The following is a 15,978-nucleotide window of genomic DNA, read 5'->3' as shown; positions in this document are numbered from 1 at the left end:
GCCCATGGACGGCCTGTCGCTCAAACGCCTGGTCACCCGCCTGCTGATGCTGACCGTGGTGATGTTCGCCTTCGGCTTCGCCCTGGTGCCGATCTATGACGTGATGTGCAAGGCCTTTGGCATCAACGGCAAGACCGGCGGGCAGTACGCGGGCACCCAGGTAAGCGACCCGTCACGCTCGGTGCGGGTGCAGTTCATGTCCACCAACGCCGGTGACATGAGCTGGGAGTTCCACTCCACCGCCGACCAGATCGAGGTCAACCCGGGGGCGGTGAACCAGATGATCTTCATCGCCCGTAACCCGACCAACCAGCCGATGAGCGCCCAGGCCATCCCCAGCATCACCCCGGCCGAGGCCGCGGCGTACTTCCACAAGACCGAGTGCTTCTGCTTCACCCAGCAGGTGCTACAGCCGGGGGAGCGCATCGAGATGCCGGTGCGCTTCATCGTCGACCGTGACCTGCCGGAGTCGGTGAAGCACCTGACACTGGCCTACACCCTGTTCGACATCACCGCTCGTCACCCCCCGGTCGCCCAAGCCGCGCCCGAGGGTGCCCGTTGAGGGAAGGAGATACGCCATGGCAAGCCACGAGCACTACTACGTTCCGGCGCAGAGCAAGTGGCCGATCATTGCCACGATCGGCATGTTCATCACCGTGTTCGGCCTGGGTACCTGGTTCAACGACCTCAAGGCCGGCCACCCGGAATCCCACGGGCCGCTGATCTTCTTCGTCGGTGGGTTGTTCCTGGCGTACATGCTGTTCGGCTGGTTCGGCGCGGTGATCAAGGAGAGCCACGCAGGGCTTTACAGCGCGCAGATGGACCGCTCGTTCCGCTGGGGCATGAGCTGGTTCATCTTCTCCGAGGTGATGTTTTTCCTGGCCTTCTTCGGCGCGCTGTTCTACGTGCGCGTGCTGGCCGGGCCATGGCTGGGGGGCGAGGGGGACAAGGGCGTGGCGCACATGCTGTGGCCCAACTTCGAGTTCGTCTGGCCGCTGCTGCACACGCCGGACCCGAAACTGTTCCCGCCGCCGAGGGAAGTGATCGACCCGTGGCACCTGCCGCTGATCAACACCATCCTGCTGGTGAGCTCCAGCGTGACCGTGACCATCGCCCACCATGCCTTGCGCAAGGGCCATCGCGGCACGCTGAAGCTATGGCTTGGGCTGACTATCCTGCTGGGGCTGGGGTTCCTTGCGCTGCAGGCCTACGAGTACCACGAAGCCTACAACAAACTGGGGTTGACCCTGGGCTCGGGCATCTACGGCGCGACGTTCTTCATGCTTACGGGCTTCCACGGCGCCCACGTGACGCTGGGGACGCTGATCCTGTTCGTGATGTTCTGCCGGGTGATGCGCGGGCATTTCGAGCCGGACAAGCACTTCGGTTTCGAGGCGGCGAGCTGGTACTGGCACTTCGTGGATGTGGTGTGGGTGGGGTTGTTCATCTTTGTGTATGTGCTCTGAAGGGCGGCACGGTCCCCTGTAGGAGCGGCCTTGTGTCGCGAAAGGGCTGCGAAGCAGCCCCGGCGATTCTGCATGATGCCGAGATCCTGGGGCCGCTGCGCAGCCCTTTCGCGACACAAGGCCGCTCCTACAGGGACCGAGACAATTCAGAAGGGCGCGTGGGACACCAGTTGCCCACTGATGAAGCCCCAGGCCACCAGCCCGATGGTCAGGGTGGCGAGGGCGACTCGCACGGTAAGGGCCTTGAGCAGGCGGGTCGACTGGTCGTCGTCCTTGACCAGGAACACCAGGCCACTGAACAGGCTGGCGATGGTGGCCAGCAGCATCAGGACTATCGCGGCCTTGAGCATGGCGTAACTCCAGGGGGATGCGGTGATGGATACAAGTATAGCGCTCGACCTTACGAGGCCCAGGTGAAGCCGTTTCGCCCGGGCCTGCTCCCCACCCTGGTGGTGCTCGCGCTGCTGCCGGGCCTGATCGCGCTCGGCTGCTGGCAGCTGCGCCGCGCCGACGAAAAGCGCGACCTGCTCGCCGCCTACACCGAGCGCCAGATCGAGGCGCCGGTCGCTGTCGAACAGCTGCGCCAGCTTCCGGACCCGGCGTTCTACCCTGTGCACTTGTATGGCCGCTTCGACGCCGGGCACAGCCTGTTGCTGGACAACCAGATGCGCGACGGCAAGGCCGGCGTCGAGCTGCTGCAGCCTTTCCTCGACCAGGCCAGCGGGCTGTGGTTGCTGGTCAACCGCGGCTGGCTGCCCTGGCCCGATCGCCGGGTACCGGTGCGTTTCGACACACCGAGCCAGGCCTTGGCGCTGGATGCCACGGTCTACGTGGCGCCGGGCAAGACATTCCAGCTGCACCCGGACAACCCGGACGGCCAATGGCCGCAACTGTTGACGGCAATCGACCCGGCCGGGCTCTGGCAGCAGCTTGGCCGCGAAGGTTTCACCCATGAGCTGCGCCTGCAGCCCGGCCCGGCCGCCTACCGCCTGGACTGGCCGGTGGTCGCCATGGGCCCGGAAAAGCACCAGGGCTATGCCGTGCAGTGGTTCGCCCTGGCTACCACGCTGGTGCTGCTCTACCTGTATTTCGGCTGGCATCACAACGACAAGGAGAACCGCCATGGCCGCCGCCACGAGTCCACTGGACGCGCCTGATCGCCGCAAGCCGAGGGGGCGTCTGCAACTGTTGTTGATCCTGTTCGTCGTGCTCGGGCCGATGATCCTCGCCACCTTCATGTACAAGCTCAAGTTCTGGGTGCCGGAGGGGCGCAGCTATCACGGCGTGATGATCGGCAATGGCGAGGCCCGCGCGGACATCGGCATCGATGCCCGGGACGAGCGCTGGCAGCTGCTGGTCAGCTCCCCCGAGGCCTGCGCCGAGGAGTGCCGGCAACTGGTGTACCTGGCCCGGCAGATCCAGGTTGGCCTGGGCCGCGACGCCAGCCGCGCCAGCCATGCCCTGGCGTCGGCCCAGCCGCTGGCCGCCGACTACCAGGCACTGCTGGGCCGCGAATACCCGCAGTTGCAGCGCTACCCGCTGGACGCTCAGCGCTATGTCCAGAAGGTCGGCGAAGTGGGCCCGCAGCTGTGGATCGTCGACCCTCACGGTAACCTGGTGCTGCGCTACGACGCCAAGGTCAACGGCAAGCATGTGCTGGACGACCTGCGCCACCTGCTCAAGCTGTCCAACATCGGCTAGGAGGTCGCCATGGCCAGACCCGGATTCCGTCTCGCTGTGTTCGCCACCCTGCTGGCGTTGCTGGTCGTACTGCTCGGCGCCTATACCCGGCTGACCCATGCCGGCCTCGGCTGCCCCGACTGGCCGGGGTGCTACGGCTTCATCAGCGTGCCCAAGACCGACGCCCAGCTGGCCCATGCCGAGCTGCATTTCCCCGAGCACCCGGTGGAAGAAGCCAAGGGCTGGGCCGAGATGGTCCATCGCTATTTCGCCGGCACCCTGGCGCTGGTGATCGCCCTGCTCGCCTTCCAGGCCGTGCGCCGGCATGCCCGTGACGGACAGCCCTACCGCCTGCCGGTGTTGCTGCTGGGCGTGGTGCTGGCCCAGGCGGCGTTCGGCATGTGGACCGTGACACTGAAACTGTGGCCCCAGGTGGTGACTGCGCACCTGCTCGGCGGGTTTACTACGGTGAGCCTGCTTTTCCTGCTGTCCCTGCGTCTATCCCGGGCCTTTGCGCCATTGCCGAAACTGCCGTTGAGCCTGCGCCGGATCGCCGCGCTGGCGTTGCTGGTGGTCATCGGCCAGATCGCCCTGGGGGGCTGGGTCAGCGCCAACTACGCGGCGGTGGCCTGCATCGACCTGCCCACCTGCCACGGCCAGTGGTGGCCGGCGGCGGACTTCAGCAACGGCTTCCACCTGACCCAGCACGTCGGCCCCAATTACCTCGGCGGGCAGCTGGACAGTGATGCGCGCACCGCGATCCATATCAGCCATCGCCTGGGCGCGTTGCTGGTCATGCTGGTGCTGCTGACCCTGAGCTGGAAGCTGCACCGCCATGGCCTGGGCGGCCTGGCCCGCCTGGTGTTGCTGGCGCTGGCGCTGCAACTGGGCCTGGGCATCAGCAACGTGCTGTTGCACCTGCCCCTGGGCGTGGCCGTCGCGCACAACGCTGGCGGCGCCCTGCTGCTGCTGTGCATGGTGCTGGTCAACTACCGCATCCGCGTGGTCGACAAGGTCCGTGTGGGCCACGGCTGGCGTCTGACGCCGGTGACCGGCGTGCACCTTTCCCATCACATGAGGAACGATTCGTGGCGACGCTTCTGAGCACGGAACGCCAGCGCGCCGGATGGCGCGACTACATGGAACTGACCAAGCCGAAGGTGGTGGTGCTGATGCTGATCACCTCGCTGGTGGGCATGTTTCTCGCCACCCGCGCGGGGGTGGCCTGGAGCGTCCTGCTGTTCGGCAACCTGGGGATAGGCTTGTGCGCGGGGGCCGCGGCGGCGGTCAACCACGTGGTCGACCGCCGCGTCGATGCGCTCATGGCCCGCACCCACAAGCGCCCGCTGGCCCAGGGTCGGGTGGCGCCCGTGCCGGCACTGCTATTTGCCTTGCTGCTGGCCGTTGCGGGGATGGCCCTGCTGCTGGCGTTCACCAACCCCCTCACCGCCTGGCTTACCCTGGCCTCGCTGCTGGGTTATGCGGTGCTCTACACCGGCTTTCTCAAGCGCGCCACGCCGCAGAACATCGTGATCGGCGGCCTGGCCGGGGCAGCCCCGCCGTTGCTGGGCTGGGTGGCGGTCAGTGGGCACCTGGGCGCCGAACCGCTGCTGCTGGTGCTGATCATCTTCGCCTGGACGCCGCCGCACTTCTGGGCCTTGGCGATTCATCGCAAGGAGGAGTACGCAAAAGCTGATATTCCCATGCTCCCCGTTACCCACGGCGAGCGCTACACGGCCCTGCATATCCTGCTCTACACCTTGATATTGCTGGCGGTGAGCCTGTTGCCCTATGCCATCCACATGAGCGGACCGCTGTACCTGGCCTGTGCCCTGGGGCTGGGCCTGCGCTTCCTGCACTGGGCCTGGGTGTTGTACCGTGGCACCCGGCCGCACGCGGCGATCAAGACGTTCAAGTACTCTATCGGCTACCTGTTCGCCCTGTTCATCGCGTTGCTCGTAGACCATTACCTGTTGCTGAACCTATGACCCGAACCCAGAAAACCGTCTTCATCCTCGTTGCCCTGGTCGCGCTGATCATGGGCCTGACCGTCAACAAGGTGCTCAACGACCGTGGTCAGTTGAACCCCACCGAACTGATCGACGCCGGCATCATCCTGCTGCCGCAGAGCCGTACCGTGCCGGACGTGACCATGACCGACCAGAACGGCCAGCCGCTGGTGCTGGACCAGCTCAAGGGCAAGTGGTCGTTGCTGTTCTTCGGCTATACCTATTGCCCGGACATCTGCCCGACCACCCTGGCCCAGCTGCGCCAGGTGAAGAGCGAGCTGCCCAAGGAGGCGCTGGAGCGTTTGCAGGTGGTGCTGGTGAGCGTCGACCCGAACCGCGACACGCCGAACCAGCTCAAGCAGTACCTGGGCTACTTCGACAAGGATTTCGTCGGGGTGGCGGGGTCGATCGAGGACACCCAGAAGCTGGCCAATGCCTTGAGCATTCCGTTCATTCCGGCCGATACCAGCAAGCCGGGCTACACCGTGGACCACAGCGGCAACCTGGCGGTGGTCGGCCCGGACGGGCGTCAGCGCGGGTTCATCCGTGCGCCGTTCAACAACCAGAAGCTGGTGGCGCAGTTGCCGGGGCTGGTCAAGCGCGACTGACCGCTGAAATGAATCGCGGGGCATTCGATCCTTGGGCCTGCTGCGCAGGCCATCGCGACACAAGGCCGCTCCCACAGGTACAGCGCCAGGGTTGAGCTGGCACCGAACCTGTGGGAGCGGCCTTGCCGAGGCGTCGGACCGGTCGGAAAGGGCCGCAACGCGGCCCCGGGGATGTCAGCTTAGAACGCCGGAATCACCGCGCCCTTGTACTTCTCGGTGATGAACTGCTTCACCTCAGGCGAGTGCAGGGCCGCGGCCAGCTTCTTCATGGCATCGGCGTCCTTGTTGTCCGGACGCGCCACCAGGATGTTCACGTAAGGCGAGTCGCTGCCTTCGATCACCAGGGCGTCCTTCTCCGGATTCAGCTTGGCTTCCAGCGCATAGTTGGTGTTGATCAGCGCCAGGTCGACCTGGGTCAGCACACGTGGGATGGTGGCCGCTTCCAGCTCGCGGAATTTCAGCTTCTTGTCGTTGCCGGTGATGTCTTTCACGGTCGACAGGATGTTCTTGCTGTCCTTGAGCTTGATCACGCCAGCCTTGTCCAGCAGCAGCAGGGCACGGCCGCCGTTGGTGGCGTCGTTGGGGATGACCACGGTGGCGCCGGATGGCAGTTCGTCGAGCTTCTTGTACTTGCTCGAGTAGGCGCCCAGCGGCTCCAGGTGCACGCCGGCAACGCTGACCAGCTGGGTGCCCTTGGCCTTGTTGAACTCATCCAGGTACGGCTGGTGCTGGAAGAAGTTGGCGTCCAGGCGTTTTTCGGCCACCTGCACGTTCGGCTGGATGTAGTCGGTGAACTCCTTGACCTTCAGCTCCACGCCCTCCTTCGCCAGCTGCGGCTGGACGAACTTGAGGATCTCGGCGTGCGGCACCGGGGTGGCGGCGACGGTCAGGGTCTCGGCGTGGGCCGAGAAGGCCGCGACGGCGGCGACAACAGCAAGCAGCTTCTTCATTGATCACTCCTTGTGAGGGCCGCGACGGCCCCCGAACGGGTCGGCCAGGCCGACCCCATTGGGGTTATTTACGGGAAAAATGCACGACCAGCTTGTCACCGACGCTCTGCAGCACCTGCACCAGGATCAGCAGCAGGACCACGGTGACCACCATCACGTCGGTCTGGAAACGCTGGTAGCCGAAGCGGATGGCCAGGTCACCCAGGCCGCCCGCGCCCACCACACCGGCCATGGCGGTGTACGAGACCAGGGTGATGGCGGTGACGGTGATCGCCGCGAAGATGCCCGGACGGGCCTCAGGCAGCAAGGCGTTGGTGATGATCTGGCGGGTGGTGGCGCCCATCGACTGGGTGGCTTCGATGATGCCGCGATCCACCTCGCGCAGGGCGGTTTCCACCAGGCGCGCGAAGAACGGCGTGGCCCCCACCACCAGCGGAGGAATCGCCCCCGCAACACCCAGCGAGGTGCCGGTGATCAGCACGGTGATCGGGATCATCACGATCAGCAGGATGATGAACGGCAGCGAGCGCAGGATGTTCACCACCAGCGACAGCAGCGCGTAGACGCCCTTCTGCTCGAACATCTGCCGCGGCCCGCAGAGGAACAGCAGCACGCCCAGCGGCAGGCCCAGCAGCACGGTGAAGAACAGCGAGCCGAACAGCATGATCATGGTGTCGATGCTGGCCAGCCAGATTTCGGCCCAGTCGACGTTGGCGAAGAAATTCAGGGCGTCCATCAACGCAGTACCTCCATATGTACGTCAGCTGCAGTGAAGCGGGCGAATGCCGCGTCCATGTCTCCGCCGATCAGGGCGAGGGTCAGCTGGCCATAGGGAATGTCCTTGATGCGGTCGATGCGTCCGGCCAGGATGCTGTAGTCGACACCAGTCTCGCGGGCCACGGTGCCCAGCAGCGGCGCGTAGGTGGCGCAACCCTGGAACGTCAGGCGCACGATGCGGCCCGGCACATGGGCGAAGTCGTCGCGTTGCTCGTTCTCGTCGACCTGCTCGTCCTCCTGGACGAAGCGCCGGGTGGTGGCGTGCTGCGGGTGCAGGAACACGTCGGCCACCGGGCCGGCCTCGACGATCTGCCCGGCGTCCATCACCGCCACGCGGTCGCAGACCCGGCGGATCACATCCATCTCGTGGGTGATCAGCACGATGGTCAGCTTCAGCTCGCGGTTGATCTCGGCCAGCAGTTGCAGCACCGAGGCGGTGGTCTGCGGGTCGAGGGCGCTGGTGGCCTCGTCGCACAGCAGGATCTTCGGGTTGGTGGACAAGGCGCGGGCGATGCCGACGCGCTGCTTCTGCCCGCCCGACAGCTGCGCCGGGTACTTCTTTGCGTGCTCGGACAGGCCGACACGGGCCAGCAGCTCGGTGACGCGCTTGTCGATCTCGCCACGCGACAGCTCGCCGGCCAGCACCAGTGGCAGGGCGACGTTGTCGGCGACGGTCTTGGACGCCAGCAGGTTGAAGTGCTGGAAGATCATCCCGACCTGCTGGCGGAAGCGGCGCAGCTGGTTGGCGTCGAAGGCGGTGACGTCCTCGCCGTCGACCACGATCTTGCCGCCGGACGGCTCCTCGAGGCGGTTGATCAGACGCAGCATGGTGCTCTTGCCGGCACCGGAGTGGCCGATCAGGCCGAACACCTGGCCATCTTCGATGGTCAGGCTGGTCGGGTTCAGGGCCGGGATATCCCTACCGGCGACGCGGTAGGTCTTGTGGACATTTTGAAACTCGATCACTGAGCGAACCTTGTGGGGCGCATGGAATTTGGGTCAGCGGTTAGCCGGGGTCGCGCATTTTAGCCTTTTCCCCTGCCTGTTCTTAGCATTAATTTCGCAATGCTCCAATCCAATCGGCATATCGCGACGGTCGGCAATCCGATTGAACGCATTCGACGGCCTTCCAGTCATCTACTTGAACAAGCCCGAGTACTGATGAGGAGAGCCGAAGATGCCCAGCAAGAAGCCCCAGGCGCCGCAGCCGAGCCCGGTCGCGGGCACCGAAACCCCTGACAAGGCCAACACCAACGCCAAGTTGCAGAGCCTGGAAGCCTTTCGCAGCGACGCCAGCGGCCAGGCGCTGCGCACCAACCAGGGCGTGAGAATCGCCGACAACCAGAACAGCCTCAAGGCCGGCGCCCGTGGGCCTTCGCTGCTCGAAGACTTCATCATGCGTGAGAAGATCACCCACTTCGACCATGAGCGCATACCGGAACGCATCGTCCACGCACGGGGCTGTGGCGCCCACGGCTATTTCCAGAGCTACGGCTGCCATGGCGAACTGACCAAGGCCGGTTTCCTGCAGGATCCCGAGAAGATCACTCCGGTGTTCGTGCGTTTTTCCACCGTGCAGGGGCCACGCGGCTCGGGCGACACGGTGCGTGACGTGCGGGGCTTCGCGGTGAAGTTCTACACCGACGAGGGCAACTTCGACCTGGTCGGCAACAACATGCCGGTGTTCTTCATCCAGGACGCGATCAAGTTTCCCGACTTCGTCCACGCGGTGAAACCCGAGCCGCACAACGAGATGCCCACCGGCGGCTCGGCCCACGACACCTTCTGGGACTTCGTCTCGCTGGTGCCGGAGTCGGCGCACATGGTCATGTGGGCCATGTCCGACCGCGCCATCCCGCGCAGCCTGCGGATGATGGAAGGCTTTGGCGTGCATACCTTCCGCCTGGTCAACGCCGAGGGCGTGGCCAGCTTCGTCAAGTTCCACTGGAAGCCGCGCCAGGGGGTGCACTCGGTGTTGTGGGACGAGGCGCAGAAGCTGGCGGGCAAGGATACCGACTACCACCGCCGCGACCTGTGGGAGGCCATCGAGACCGGGCATTACCCGGAATGGGAGCTGGGCGTGCAGATCGTCCCCGAAGCCGATGAGCACACGTTCGACTTCGACCTGCTCGACCCGACCAAGCTCATCCCCGAAGAGCTGGTACCGGTGACACCGCTGGGCAGGATGGTGCTCGACCGCAACCCCGACAATTTCTTTGCCGAGGTCGAACAGATCGCCTTTTGCCCAGGGCATATCGTGCCGGGCATCGACTTCAGCAACGACCCGCTGCTGCAGGGCCGGCTGTTCTCCTACACCGACACCCAGATCAGCCGCCTGGGTGGGCCGAACTTCCATGAGATTCCGATCAACCGCCCCATCGCCCCCAACCACAGCAGCCAGCGTGATGCCATGCACCGCATGACCCTCGACAAGGGGCGCGCCGCCTACGAGCCCAACTCGATCGATGGCGGCTGGCCGCAGGAGACGCCGCCCGCCGCGCGGGACGGTGGCTTCGAGAGCTATGGGGAGCGTATCGATGCCCACAAGATCCGCCAGCGCAGCGCGTCGTTCGGCGATCATTTTTCCCAGGCCCGATTGTTCTTCCAGAGCATGAGCCCGACGGAGCAGCAGCACATCATCAAGGCTTACAGCTTCGAGCTGGGCAAGGTGGAGCGTGAGGCGATTCGCGCCCGGGAAGTGAACGAGATCCTTGCCAACATCGACCTCAAGCTGGCGGCGGCGGTGGCGGCCAACCTCGGGTTGCCGGCGCCGAAGGCCGGCACGGTCAAGGTGAAAGGCAGCAAGCCCTCGCAGTCAAAGGCCTTGAGCCAGATGAGCCATCCCGGTGGGATCGGCATCAGTGGGCGCAAGGTCGCCATTCTGGTTGCCGATGGCGTGGATGCTGGCAGCGTCGACAAGGTTGTGAAGGCGCTGGAGGCCAAGAGCGCCCGCCCCGTGCTGTTGGGCCCGACCTCGGCACCGGTCAAGGCTGCCGATGGCACGCCACTGCCGGTGGATGCCTCCATGGAAGGCATGCCGTCGGTGATGTTCGATGGCGTGTGGGTGCCGGCGGGCAAGGTGTCGGTGGAGGCGCTGGAGAAAAGCGGCGTGGCCAGGCACTTCCTGCTGGAGGCCTACAAGCACCTCAAGCCGATTGGGGTCGCCAGTGAGGGCAAGCTGCTGCTGAACAAGCTGGGGCTGAAGGAGGATGTGGGGCTGTTGCTGGGGGATGGGCAGAAGGCGTTCGATGGGTTCTTCAAGGCGCTAGAGGGGCATCGGGTGTGGGCGCGGGAGGCGGCTGCCGAGGCGATACCAGCGTAAGATTCAGCCCTTTCAGTGTCGATAATTGGTGCTCGGCATTGGAAATGCCGGGGTCGCTTTGCGACCCTTTCGCGACACAAGGCCGCTCCTACAGGAGTTATGCGATCCCTGTAGGAGCGGCCTTGTGTCGCGAAAGGGCTGCAAAGCAGCCCCGGCAATCTTGAATTGGAGCGGGCTTGCCCCGCGATTGATCACTGCTGATGAGGGATCAATACCACCTGCGCCGGCAACGAGCGCTGGATCTCGTGCTTCTGCTCAAGCTTGAAGCCACTGTCGAGCTTGCGCACCCGCTTCTCCAGCAGGGTCTTGAGCCACGGCGCGTCCTGGGTGCGCGGCACCTGGAACACCACCTCGCACTGGTAATTCACCACATCGGCGGCGATGTCATCCAATTGGCGGCGCATCGCTCGGCCGTCGGTGGTCTTCAGCGCCACGACGGTCGTTGGCGCGGTCGGGTCGATCACCCGGGCCTTGGGCTTGGACTCGGCCGCCTTCAGCGCCGCCTCGGCCTTTTCCAGCTCGGCCTTGCGCGCCTGGGCCATGGCATCGCCACCGGTCAGGGCCGGTGCCTGGGGCATCAGCGCCCGGGCGCGGGCCAGCGCGGTGGCGGCGGCATTCACGTCGCCTTTTTGCAGGACGATCCGGCTGCGTTGCAGGTAGGCCTCGGCCAGCTGGCGCTGGTGCGGCTCGAGACGCGCATCACCCGGCGTCTGGGCCTGCAGCGCGGCCAGCTGGTCCTCGGCGGTGGCCAGCTCGTTGCTGGCGATGCTTTGTTCCAGCTGCTGCCAGGCGTCGGGCTGGGCAGGCGCGACCGGCTGCTCGGCCGGCTTGCTGGAGCAGGCGGCCAGGAACAGGGAAAACGCGGCAACAAGCAGATAACGTGAGGCGAACGGCTTCATTCCTGCGACTCTCTATTTGCGCAAAAAGCGAGCAAGTCTACACCCAGGTGCGCACGCTCGAAAACTGGTCTTATGTGACCTGCAAGCGATGAAAAGGTTGCAGGGCGCGTCTGCGCGCACCCTGGAATCTCAGCGTTTCGGCAACGCCAGGCTCAGCAAGAATAGCACTGCCGCACAGACCACGATCGAAGGACCGGCCGGGGTATCCTTGAACCAGGACAGCGCCAGGCCCCCGCAGACCGCGGTAACCCCCAGCAAGCTGGCGCCCACGGCCATCTGCTCCGGCGAGCGGGCGTGACGCTGTGCCGCGGCGGCCGGGATGATCAGCAGCGAGGTGATCAGCAGCACGCCGACGATCTTCATTGCCACCGCGATCACCACGGCGATCAGTAGCATCAGCGCCAGGCGCAGGCCGGCCACCGGCAGGCCCTCGACCATCGCCAGTTCTTCGTGCACGGTCACCGCCAGCAGCGGCCGCCAGAACATCGCCAGCAGCACCAGCACCAAGGCGCTGCCGCCGAGGATCCAGGCCAGGTCGGTGGTGCTGATCGCCAGCAGGTCGCCGAACAGGTAGGCCATCAGGTCGATGCGCACATCGTGCATGAAGCTCAGCACCACCAGGCCCAGCGACAGGGTACTGGGCGCGAGGATGCCGAGCAGGGTGTCCGAGGCCAGTGGCTGGCGTTGTTGCAGGGTCACCAGCAGGATCGCCAGCAACAGGCAGCCGACAGTCACCGCCAGTGCCGGGCTGACGTCCAGGGCGAAGCCCAGGGCTACGCCGAGCAGCGCGGCGTGGGACAGAGTGTCGCCGAAATAGGCCATGCGCCGCCACACCACGAACGAGCCAAGCGGGCCGGCGACGAGTGCCAGCGACAGGCCGGCAAGCAGGGCGTAGAGAAGAAAATCAGCCATGCTTGCAGTGCTCTCCGTGGACATGGGCGCCGGGGGCGATCACCGAACCATGCAGGTCGTGGCTGTGATCGTGATGGTGGTGGTAGATGGCCAGGCTCGGCGCGTTCTGGCCGAACAGCTCGACGAAGGCCGGGTCGTTGCTGACCTGCTCCGGGTGGCCCGAGCAGCACACGTGACGGTTGAGGCAGACCACCTGGTCGGTGGCGCTCATCACCAGGTGCAGGTCGTGGGAGACCATCAATACGCCGCAGCCATGGCGGTCGCGCAGGCGGGTGATCAGGTTGTACAGCTCGGTCTGGCCGACCACGTCGACGCCCTGCACCGGTTCGTCCAGCACCAGCAGCTGCGGCTCGCGCAACAGCGCGCGGGCCAGCAGCACCCGCTGCATCTCGCCACCGGAAATGGTCTGGATCGGGTTGTCGATAACCTGTTCGGCGCCGACCTCCTGCAGTGCCGACAAGGCTGTCGCGCGGTCTACCCCGGGTACCAGGCGCAGGAAGCGCAGCACCGACAACGGCAGCGTGGCGTCCACCTGGATCTTCTGCGGCATGTAGCCGATGCGTAGCTTCGGCTTGCGCCATACCTTGCCCCGATGAGGCTTGAGCAGGCCGAGCACGGCGCGCACCAAGGTGGTTTTGCCGGCACCGTTGGGACCGATCAGGGTGACGATCTGGCCGGGCGCGACCGACAGGTCGATGCTGTCGAGCACCGCTTCACCGGCAAAGCTGACCCCGACCTGCTCGAGGCGGATCAGTGCGTCGCTCATGCCTTGCCCCGGCAATTGCCGCATAGGCCGACCACTTCCACGGTCTGCGTTTCGACGGCGAAGCCGACGGCCTTGGCACTGTCGACGATGGCGCCGCTGATGCTGTCCTGCTCCAGCTCGATGGCCACGTGACACTCACGGCAGATCAGGAACTGGCCCTGGTGCGCATGCTCGGGGTGGCTGCAGCCGATGAAGGCGTTGAGCGAGGCGATGCGGTGTACCAGGCCGTTCTCCAGCAGGAAGTCCAGCGCCCGATAGACGGTAGGCGGCGCGGCACGGCGGCCGTCCTGTTCGCTGAGCACGGCAAGGATGTCATAGGCACCCAGCGGCTTGTGGCTCTGCCACACCAGCTCCAGCACGCGGCGGCGCAGGGCGGTCAGGCGCAGGCCCTGACGGTTGCACAGCGCATCGGCCTCGGCCAGCGCACTGTGGACGCAGTGGGAGTGATCGTGGGGACGGTGGGCCAGCGGCGTGATGGACATGGGCAGCGACGGTTCAGGATGGAGACGTTATTATGTTACCTGTTTCTGACGACCCGAGTATCCACCGTGTCCCGATTCCTTGCCCTGTTTGTCGCTTTCATCGCTTTTTCGGCCCACGCCGATGTGCGCGTGCTGACCAGCATCAAGCCCCTGCAACAAATCGCCGCCGCTGTTCAGGACGGCGTCGGCAGCCCCGACGTTCTGTTGCCGCCGGGCGCCTCCCCGCACAACTACGCGCTGCGCCCCTCCGACGTGCGCAAGGTCGCCGATGCCGACCTGTTGTACTGGATCGGCCCGGACATGGAAGGCTTCCTGCCCCGCGTGCTGAAGAGCCGCGCCAAGCCGACCGTGGCCGTGCAGTCGCTGTCGGGCCTGCAACTGCGTCACTTCGGCGAGGACAGCCACTCCCATGACGAGGAAGACCACGACGATCATGACCATGACCACCGTCCGGGCAGCCTCGATGCGCACCTGTGGCTGTCGTCGGTGAATGCCCGGGTGATCGCGACGAAGATGGCCGGCGACCTGGCGACAGCGGATCCGGCCAATGCGCCGCGCTATCAGGCCAACCTCAAGCTGTTCATCGAGCGCATGGATGCCCTGGATGGGCGGATCAAGCAGCGGGTGGCGGGGATCGCCGGCAAGCCGTACTTCGTGTTCCACGAGGCCTTCGACTATTTCGAGGCCGCCTATGGCCTGAAGCACGCCGGCGTGTTCAGTGTCGCCTCCGAGGTGCAGCCGGGCGCGCAGCACGTCGCCGCCATGCGCAAGCGCCTGCAGGCGGTGGGCAAGACCTGTGTGTTCAGCGAGCCGCCGCTGCGCCCGCGCCTGGCCGAGACGCTGACGGCCGGGTTGCCGGTGCGCCTGGCGGAGCTGGATGCGCTGGGTGGCAGCGATGCGGTGGATGCCAGGGGCTATGAGCGCTTGCTGGAGAAGCTGGGCAGCGACCTGACCGGCTGCCTGGAACAGTTCTAACGCCTGGGCTGGCCCTTTCGCGGGTAAACCCGCTCCCACAGGCTTCGCGCCGAAGTTGAAGTCAGCGGGGTCCCTGTGGGAGCGGGTTTACCCGCGAAGAAGCGGACGCGGTTACAAGGCGAACGGCAGGCGCAATGCCACCTGCTGGCGCTGCGCCAGGCGCACTTCGAACTCGCTCGGGTCATGGATCATCACGTCCATCCCGGCGAACGCCTGCGCCGCGATCAGGCGCGACAACCAGAAGCGCACGCACGCCACCCGCAGCATCACCGGCCACAGCTCGGCCTCGGCGGCGGTGAACGGCCGCAGCGCCGCATAGGCACCCAGCAGGGCCTGGGCGCGCGGCAGGTCGATACCGCCCTGCTCGTCCAGGCACCAGTCGTTCACGGTGATGGCGATGTCATACAGCATCGGCCCGGAGCAGGCGTTGTAGAAGTCGATCAGCCCGGTCAGGTGAGTGCCTTCGAACATCACGTTGTCGCGGAACAGGTCGGCGTGCAGGTTGGCCTTGGGCAGGGCGAGGATCTGCGCCTTGTGCGCGGTGATTTCCGTCAGCGCCGGCTGCAGCAGCACGGCCTGGTCCTGGTTCAGGCCCGGCAGCAGCTCGGCGCCCGATTCCAGCATCCAGTCCAGGCCACGGTCGGTGCGGCGCTCGATGATGTGCTCGCGGGTGGCCAGGTGGATATGCGCCAACAGCTCGCCGACCTGGGCGCAATGCTGGTTGTTCGGAGCCTTGATGTGGTTGCCGGACAGCCGTGGCTGCAGCAGCGCCGGCTTGCCGCACAGCTCGCGCAGGCCGTTGCCGTCGCGGTCGCGCACGGCGTAGGGCACCGGCATGTCGGCAGCGTGCAGTACATCGAGCAGTTCGATGAAGAACGGCATGTCTTCAGCCGGCCCGCGCTCGATCAGTGTGAGGACGAACTCCCCTTTTTCCAGGCTGACGAAGAAATTGCTGTTCTCGGTACCGGCGGCGATGCCCTGGAAGTCGAGCAGGCGGCCCAGCTCGTACGGCGCCAGAAAGGTTTCCAGCTCAGGCCGGGACACAGGGGTGAAGACTGACATGTTGAAGAATTGCCCATGCGGGCACTTCGCCCGGAAGTGCCTGGTTGATAAGAACGATACGCGTTACTAG

The 15,978-nt window shown here is 65.6% G+C and carries 18 protein-coding genes; 9 read left to right on the top strand and 9 right to left on the bottom strand.

The features are described 5' to 3' along the window. Positions 1-4: 4 nt before the first annotated feature. Together DMX06_RS07975 and DMX06_RS07970 are read left to right on the top strand one after the other, a co-directional pair. Positions 5-562, top strand: a complete 558-nt coding sequence (locus tag DMX06_RS07975) for a cytochrome c oxidase assembly protein (protein ID WP_110736052.1) — start codon at positions 5-7, stop codon at positions 560-562. Between the two features lie 16 nt (positions 563-578). Next, on the top strand, positions 579-1,466 hold the full coding sequence (locus tag DMX06_RS07970; protein WP_110736051.1) for a cytochrome c oxidase subunit 3: 888 nt from the start codon (positions 579-581) through the stop codon (positions 1,464-1,466). A 146-nt stretch (positions 1,467-1,612) separates the two neighbouring features. On the opposite strand, the gene DMX06_RS07965 is transcribed toward DMX06_RS07970, so the two are convergent. Beyond that, complete coding sequence (locus DMX06_RS07965) at positions 1,613-1,816, bottom strand: twin transmembrane helix small protein (protein WP_110736050.1); 204 nt, start codon at positions 1,814-1,816, stop codon at positions 1,613-1,615. A gap of 63 nt (positions 1,817-1,879) precedes the next feature. Between DMX06_RS07965 and DMX06_RS07960 the strand changes: the two genes are divergently transcribed. From DMX06_RS07960 to DMX06_RS07940, 5 genes are read left to right on the top strand one after another with little or no spacing between them, the layout of a single operon-like run. Continuing rightward, a complete protein-coding gene (locus DMX06_RS07960) occupies positions 1,880-2,623 on the top strand; it encodes an SURF1 family protein (protein WP_110736048.1) in 744 nt (247 codons plus the stop codon). Then, complete coding sequence (locus tag DMX06_RS07955; RefSeq protein WP_110736047.1) at positions 2,589-3,167, top strand: hypothetical protein; 579 nt, start codon at positions 2,589-2,591, stop codon at positions 3,165-3,167. The genes DMX06_RS07960 and DMX06_RS07955 overlap by 35 nt, the downstream gene beginning before the upstream one ends. A 9-nt stretch (positions 3,168-3,176) precedes the next feature. Then, entirely contained in the window at positions 3,177-4,250 is a 1,074-nt protein-coding gene (locus DMX06_RS07950) for a COX15/CtaA family protein (protein ID WP_110736045.1), read from the top strand. Next, entirely contained in the window at positions 4,235-5,134 is a 900-nt protein-coding gene (cyoE, locus tag DMX06_RS07945; RefSeq protein WP_110736043.1) for a heme o synthase, read from the top strand. Before DMX06_RS07950 ends, cyoE begins: the two co-directional genes overlap by 16 nt. Further along, positions 5,131-5,763, top strand: coding sequence for an SCO family protein (locus DMX06_RS07940; RefSeq protein ID WP_028688687.1), 633 nt, complete (start codon positions 5,131-5,133; stop codon positions 5,761-5,763). Before cyoE ends, DMX06_RS07940 begins: the two co-directional genes overlap by 4 nt. Before the next feature lie 179 nt (positions 5,764-5,942). On the opposite strand, the gene DMX06_RS07935 is transcribed toward DMX06_RS07940, so the two are convergent. The 3 genes from DMX06_RS07935 to DMX06_RS07925 all read right to left on the bottom strand — a co-directional run bounded on the left by DMX06_RS07935 (position 5,943) and on the right by DMX06_RS07925 (position 8,456). Further along, complete coding sequence (locus tag DMX06_RS07935; protein ID WP_050703189.1) at positions 5,943-6,713, bottom strand: MetQ/NlpA family ABC transporter substrate-binding protein; 771 nt, start codon at positions 6,711-6,713, stop codon at positions 5,943-5,945. Between the two features lie 64 nt (positions 6,714-6,777). Then, positions 6,778-7,449, bottom strand: coding sequence for a methionine ABC transporter permease (locus DMX06_RS07930; RefSeq protein ID WP_050703190.1), 672 nt, complete (start codon positions 7,447-7,449; stop codon positions 6,778-6,780). Further along, positions 7,449-8,456, bottom strand: a complete 1,008-nt coding sequence (locus DMX06_RS07925) for a methionine ABC transporter ATP-binding protein (RefSeq protein ID WP_110736042.1) — start codon at positions 8,454-8,456, stop codon at positions 7,449-7,451. Before DMX06_RS07925 ends, DMX06_RS07930 begins: the two co-directional genes overlap by 1 nt. 211 nt (positions 8,457-8,667) lie before the next feature. Between DMX06_RS07925 and katE the strand changes: the two genes are divergently transcribed. Continuing rightward, complete coding sequence (gene katE / locus DMX06_RS07920) at positions 8,668-10,812, top strand: catalase HPII (protein ID WP_110736040.1); 2,145 nt, start codon at positions 8,668-8,670, stop codon at positions 10,810-10,812. 191 nt (positions 10,813-11,003) lie between these two features. On the opposite strand, the gene DMX06_RS07910 is transcribed toward katE, so the two are convergent. From DMX06_RS07910 to zur, 4 genes are all read right to left on the bottom strand, one after another. Further along, positions 11,004-11,711: a PA5502 family lipoprotein gene (locus tag DMX06_RS07910; RefSeq protein WP_110736036.1), complete on the bottom strand. Its 708-nt coding sequence runs from the start codon at positions 11,709-11,711 to the stop codon at positions 11,004-11,006. A gap of 129 nt (positions 11,712-11,840) precedes the next feature. Continuing rightward, positions 11,841-12,623 carry a zinc ABC transporter permease subunit ZnuB gene (gene znuB / locus DMX06_RS07905; protein ID WP_050703194.1) on the bottom strand — a complete coding sequence of 261 codons (783 nt, stop codon included), beginning with the start codon at positions 12,621-12,623 and terminating at the stop codon, positions 11,841-11,843. After that, the gene (znuC, locus tag DMX06_RS07900; protein WP_110736035.1) at positions 12,616-13,389 is read right to left on the bottom strand and encodes a zinc ABC transporter ATP-binding protein ZnuC; all 774 of its coding nucleotides are present in this window, start codon (positions 13,387-13,389) and stop codon (positions 12,616-12,618) included. The genes znuB and znuC overlap by 8 nt, the downstream gene beginning before the upstream one ends. Further along, positions 13,386-13,871, bottom strand: a complete 486-nt coding sequence (gene zur, locus DMX06_RS07895; protein ID WP_110736034.1) for a zinc uptake transcriptional repressor Zur — start codon at positions 13,869-13,871, stop codon at positions 13,386-13,388. Before zur ends, znuC begins: the two co-directional genes overlap by 4 nt. 18 nt (positions 13,872-13,889) lie before the next feature. Between zur and DMX06_RS07890 the strand changes: the two genes are divergently transcribed. After that, positions 13,890-14,846 carry a zinc ABC transporter substrate-binding protein gene (locus DMX06_RS07890; RefSeq protein WP_110736032.1) on the top strand — a complete coding sequence of 319 codons (957 nt, stop codon included), beginning with the start codon at positions 13,890-13,892 and terminating at the stop codon, positions 14,844-14,846. Between the two features lie 111 nt (positions 14,847-14,957). Here the strand turns inward: DMX06_RS07890 and DMX06_RS07880 are convergent, their stop codons facing one another. Next, a complete protein-coding gene (locus DMX06_RS07880) occupies positions 14,958-15,908 on the bottom strand; it encodes a homoserine kinase (RefSeq protein WP_110736029.1) in 951 nt (316 codons plus the stop codon). Positions 15,909-15,978 lie beyond the last annotated feature (70 nt).

This window comes from Pseudomonas mosselii (assembly GCF_003205295.1).
Lineage (GTDB): Bacteria > Pseudomonadota > Gammaproteobacteria > Pseudomonadales > Pseudomonadaceae > Aquipseudomonas > Aquipseudomonas mosselii_B.
This window is presented reverse-complemented; position numbering and strand designations above follow the sequence as displayed.

What these genes read in the sequence shown, in the direction of transcription:
- DMX06_RS07975 (WP_110736052.1), top strand. Translation starts at nt 5, where the DNA reads ATGGACGGCCTGTCGCTCAAACGCCTGGTCACCCGCCTGCTGATGCTG.
- DMX06_RS07970 (WP_110736051.1), top strand. Translation starts at nt 579, where the DNA reads ATGGCAAGCCACGAGCACTACTACGTTCCGGCGCAGAGCAAGTGGCCG.
- DMX06_RS07965 (WP_110736050.1), bottom strand. Translation starts at nt 1,816, where the DNA reads ATGCTCAAGGCCGCGATAGTCCTGATGCTGCTGGCCACCATCGCCAGC.
- DMX06_RS07955 (WP_110736047.1), top strand. Translation starts at nt 2,589, where the DNA reads ATGGCCGCCGCCACGAGTCCACTGGACGCGCCTGATCGCCGCAAGCCG.
- DMX06_RS07950 (WP_110736045.1), top strand. Translation starts at nt 3,177, where the DNA reads ATGGCCAGACCCGGATTCCGTCTCGCTGTGTTCGCCACCCTGCTGGCG.
- DMX06_RS07940 (WP_028688687.1), top strand. Translation starts at nt 5,131, where the DNA reads ATGACCCGAACCCAGAAAACCGTCTTCATCCTCGTTGCCCTGGTCGCG.
- DMX06_RS07935 (WP_050703189.1), bottom strand. Translation starts at nt 6,713, where the DNA reads ATGAAGAAGCTGCTTGCTGTTGTCGCCGCCGTCGCGGCCTTCTCGGCC.
- DMX06_RS07930 (WP_050703190.1), bottom strand. Translation starts at nt 7,449, where the DNA reads ATGGACGCCCTGAATTTCTTCGCCAACGTCGACTGGGCCGAAATCTGG.
- katE (WP_110736040.1), top strand. Translation starts at nt 8,668, where the DNA reads ATGCCCAGCAAGAAGCCCCAGGCGCCGCAGCCGAGCCCGGTCGCGGGC.
- DMX06_RS07910 (WP_110736036.1), bottom strand. Translation starts at nt 11,711, where the DNA reads ATGAAGCCGTTCGCCTCACGTTATCTGCTTGTTGCCGCGTTTTCCCTG.
- znuB (WP_050703194.1), bottom strand. Translation starts at nt 12,623, where the DNA reads ATGGCTGATTTTCTTCTCTACGCCCTGCTTGCCGGCCTGTCGCTGGCA.
- znuC (WP_110736035.1), bottom strand. Translation starts at nt 13,389, where the DNA reads ATGAGCGACGCACTGATCCGCCTCGAGCAGGTCGGGGTCAGCTTTGCC.
- zur (WP_110736034.1), bottom strand. Translation starts at nt 13,871, where the DNA reads ATGTCCATCACGCCGCTGGCCCACCGTCCCCACGATCACTCCCACTGC.
- DMX06_RS07890 (WP_110736032.1), top strand. Translation starts at nt 13,890, where the DNA reads ATGGAGACGTTATTATGTTACCTGTTTCTGACGACCCGAGTATCCACC.
- DMX06_RS07880 (WP_110736029.1), bottom strand. Translation starts at nt 15,908, where the DNA reads ATGTCAGTCTTCACCCCTGTGTCCCGGCCTGAGCTGGAAACCTTTCTG.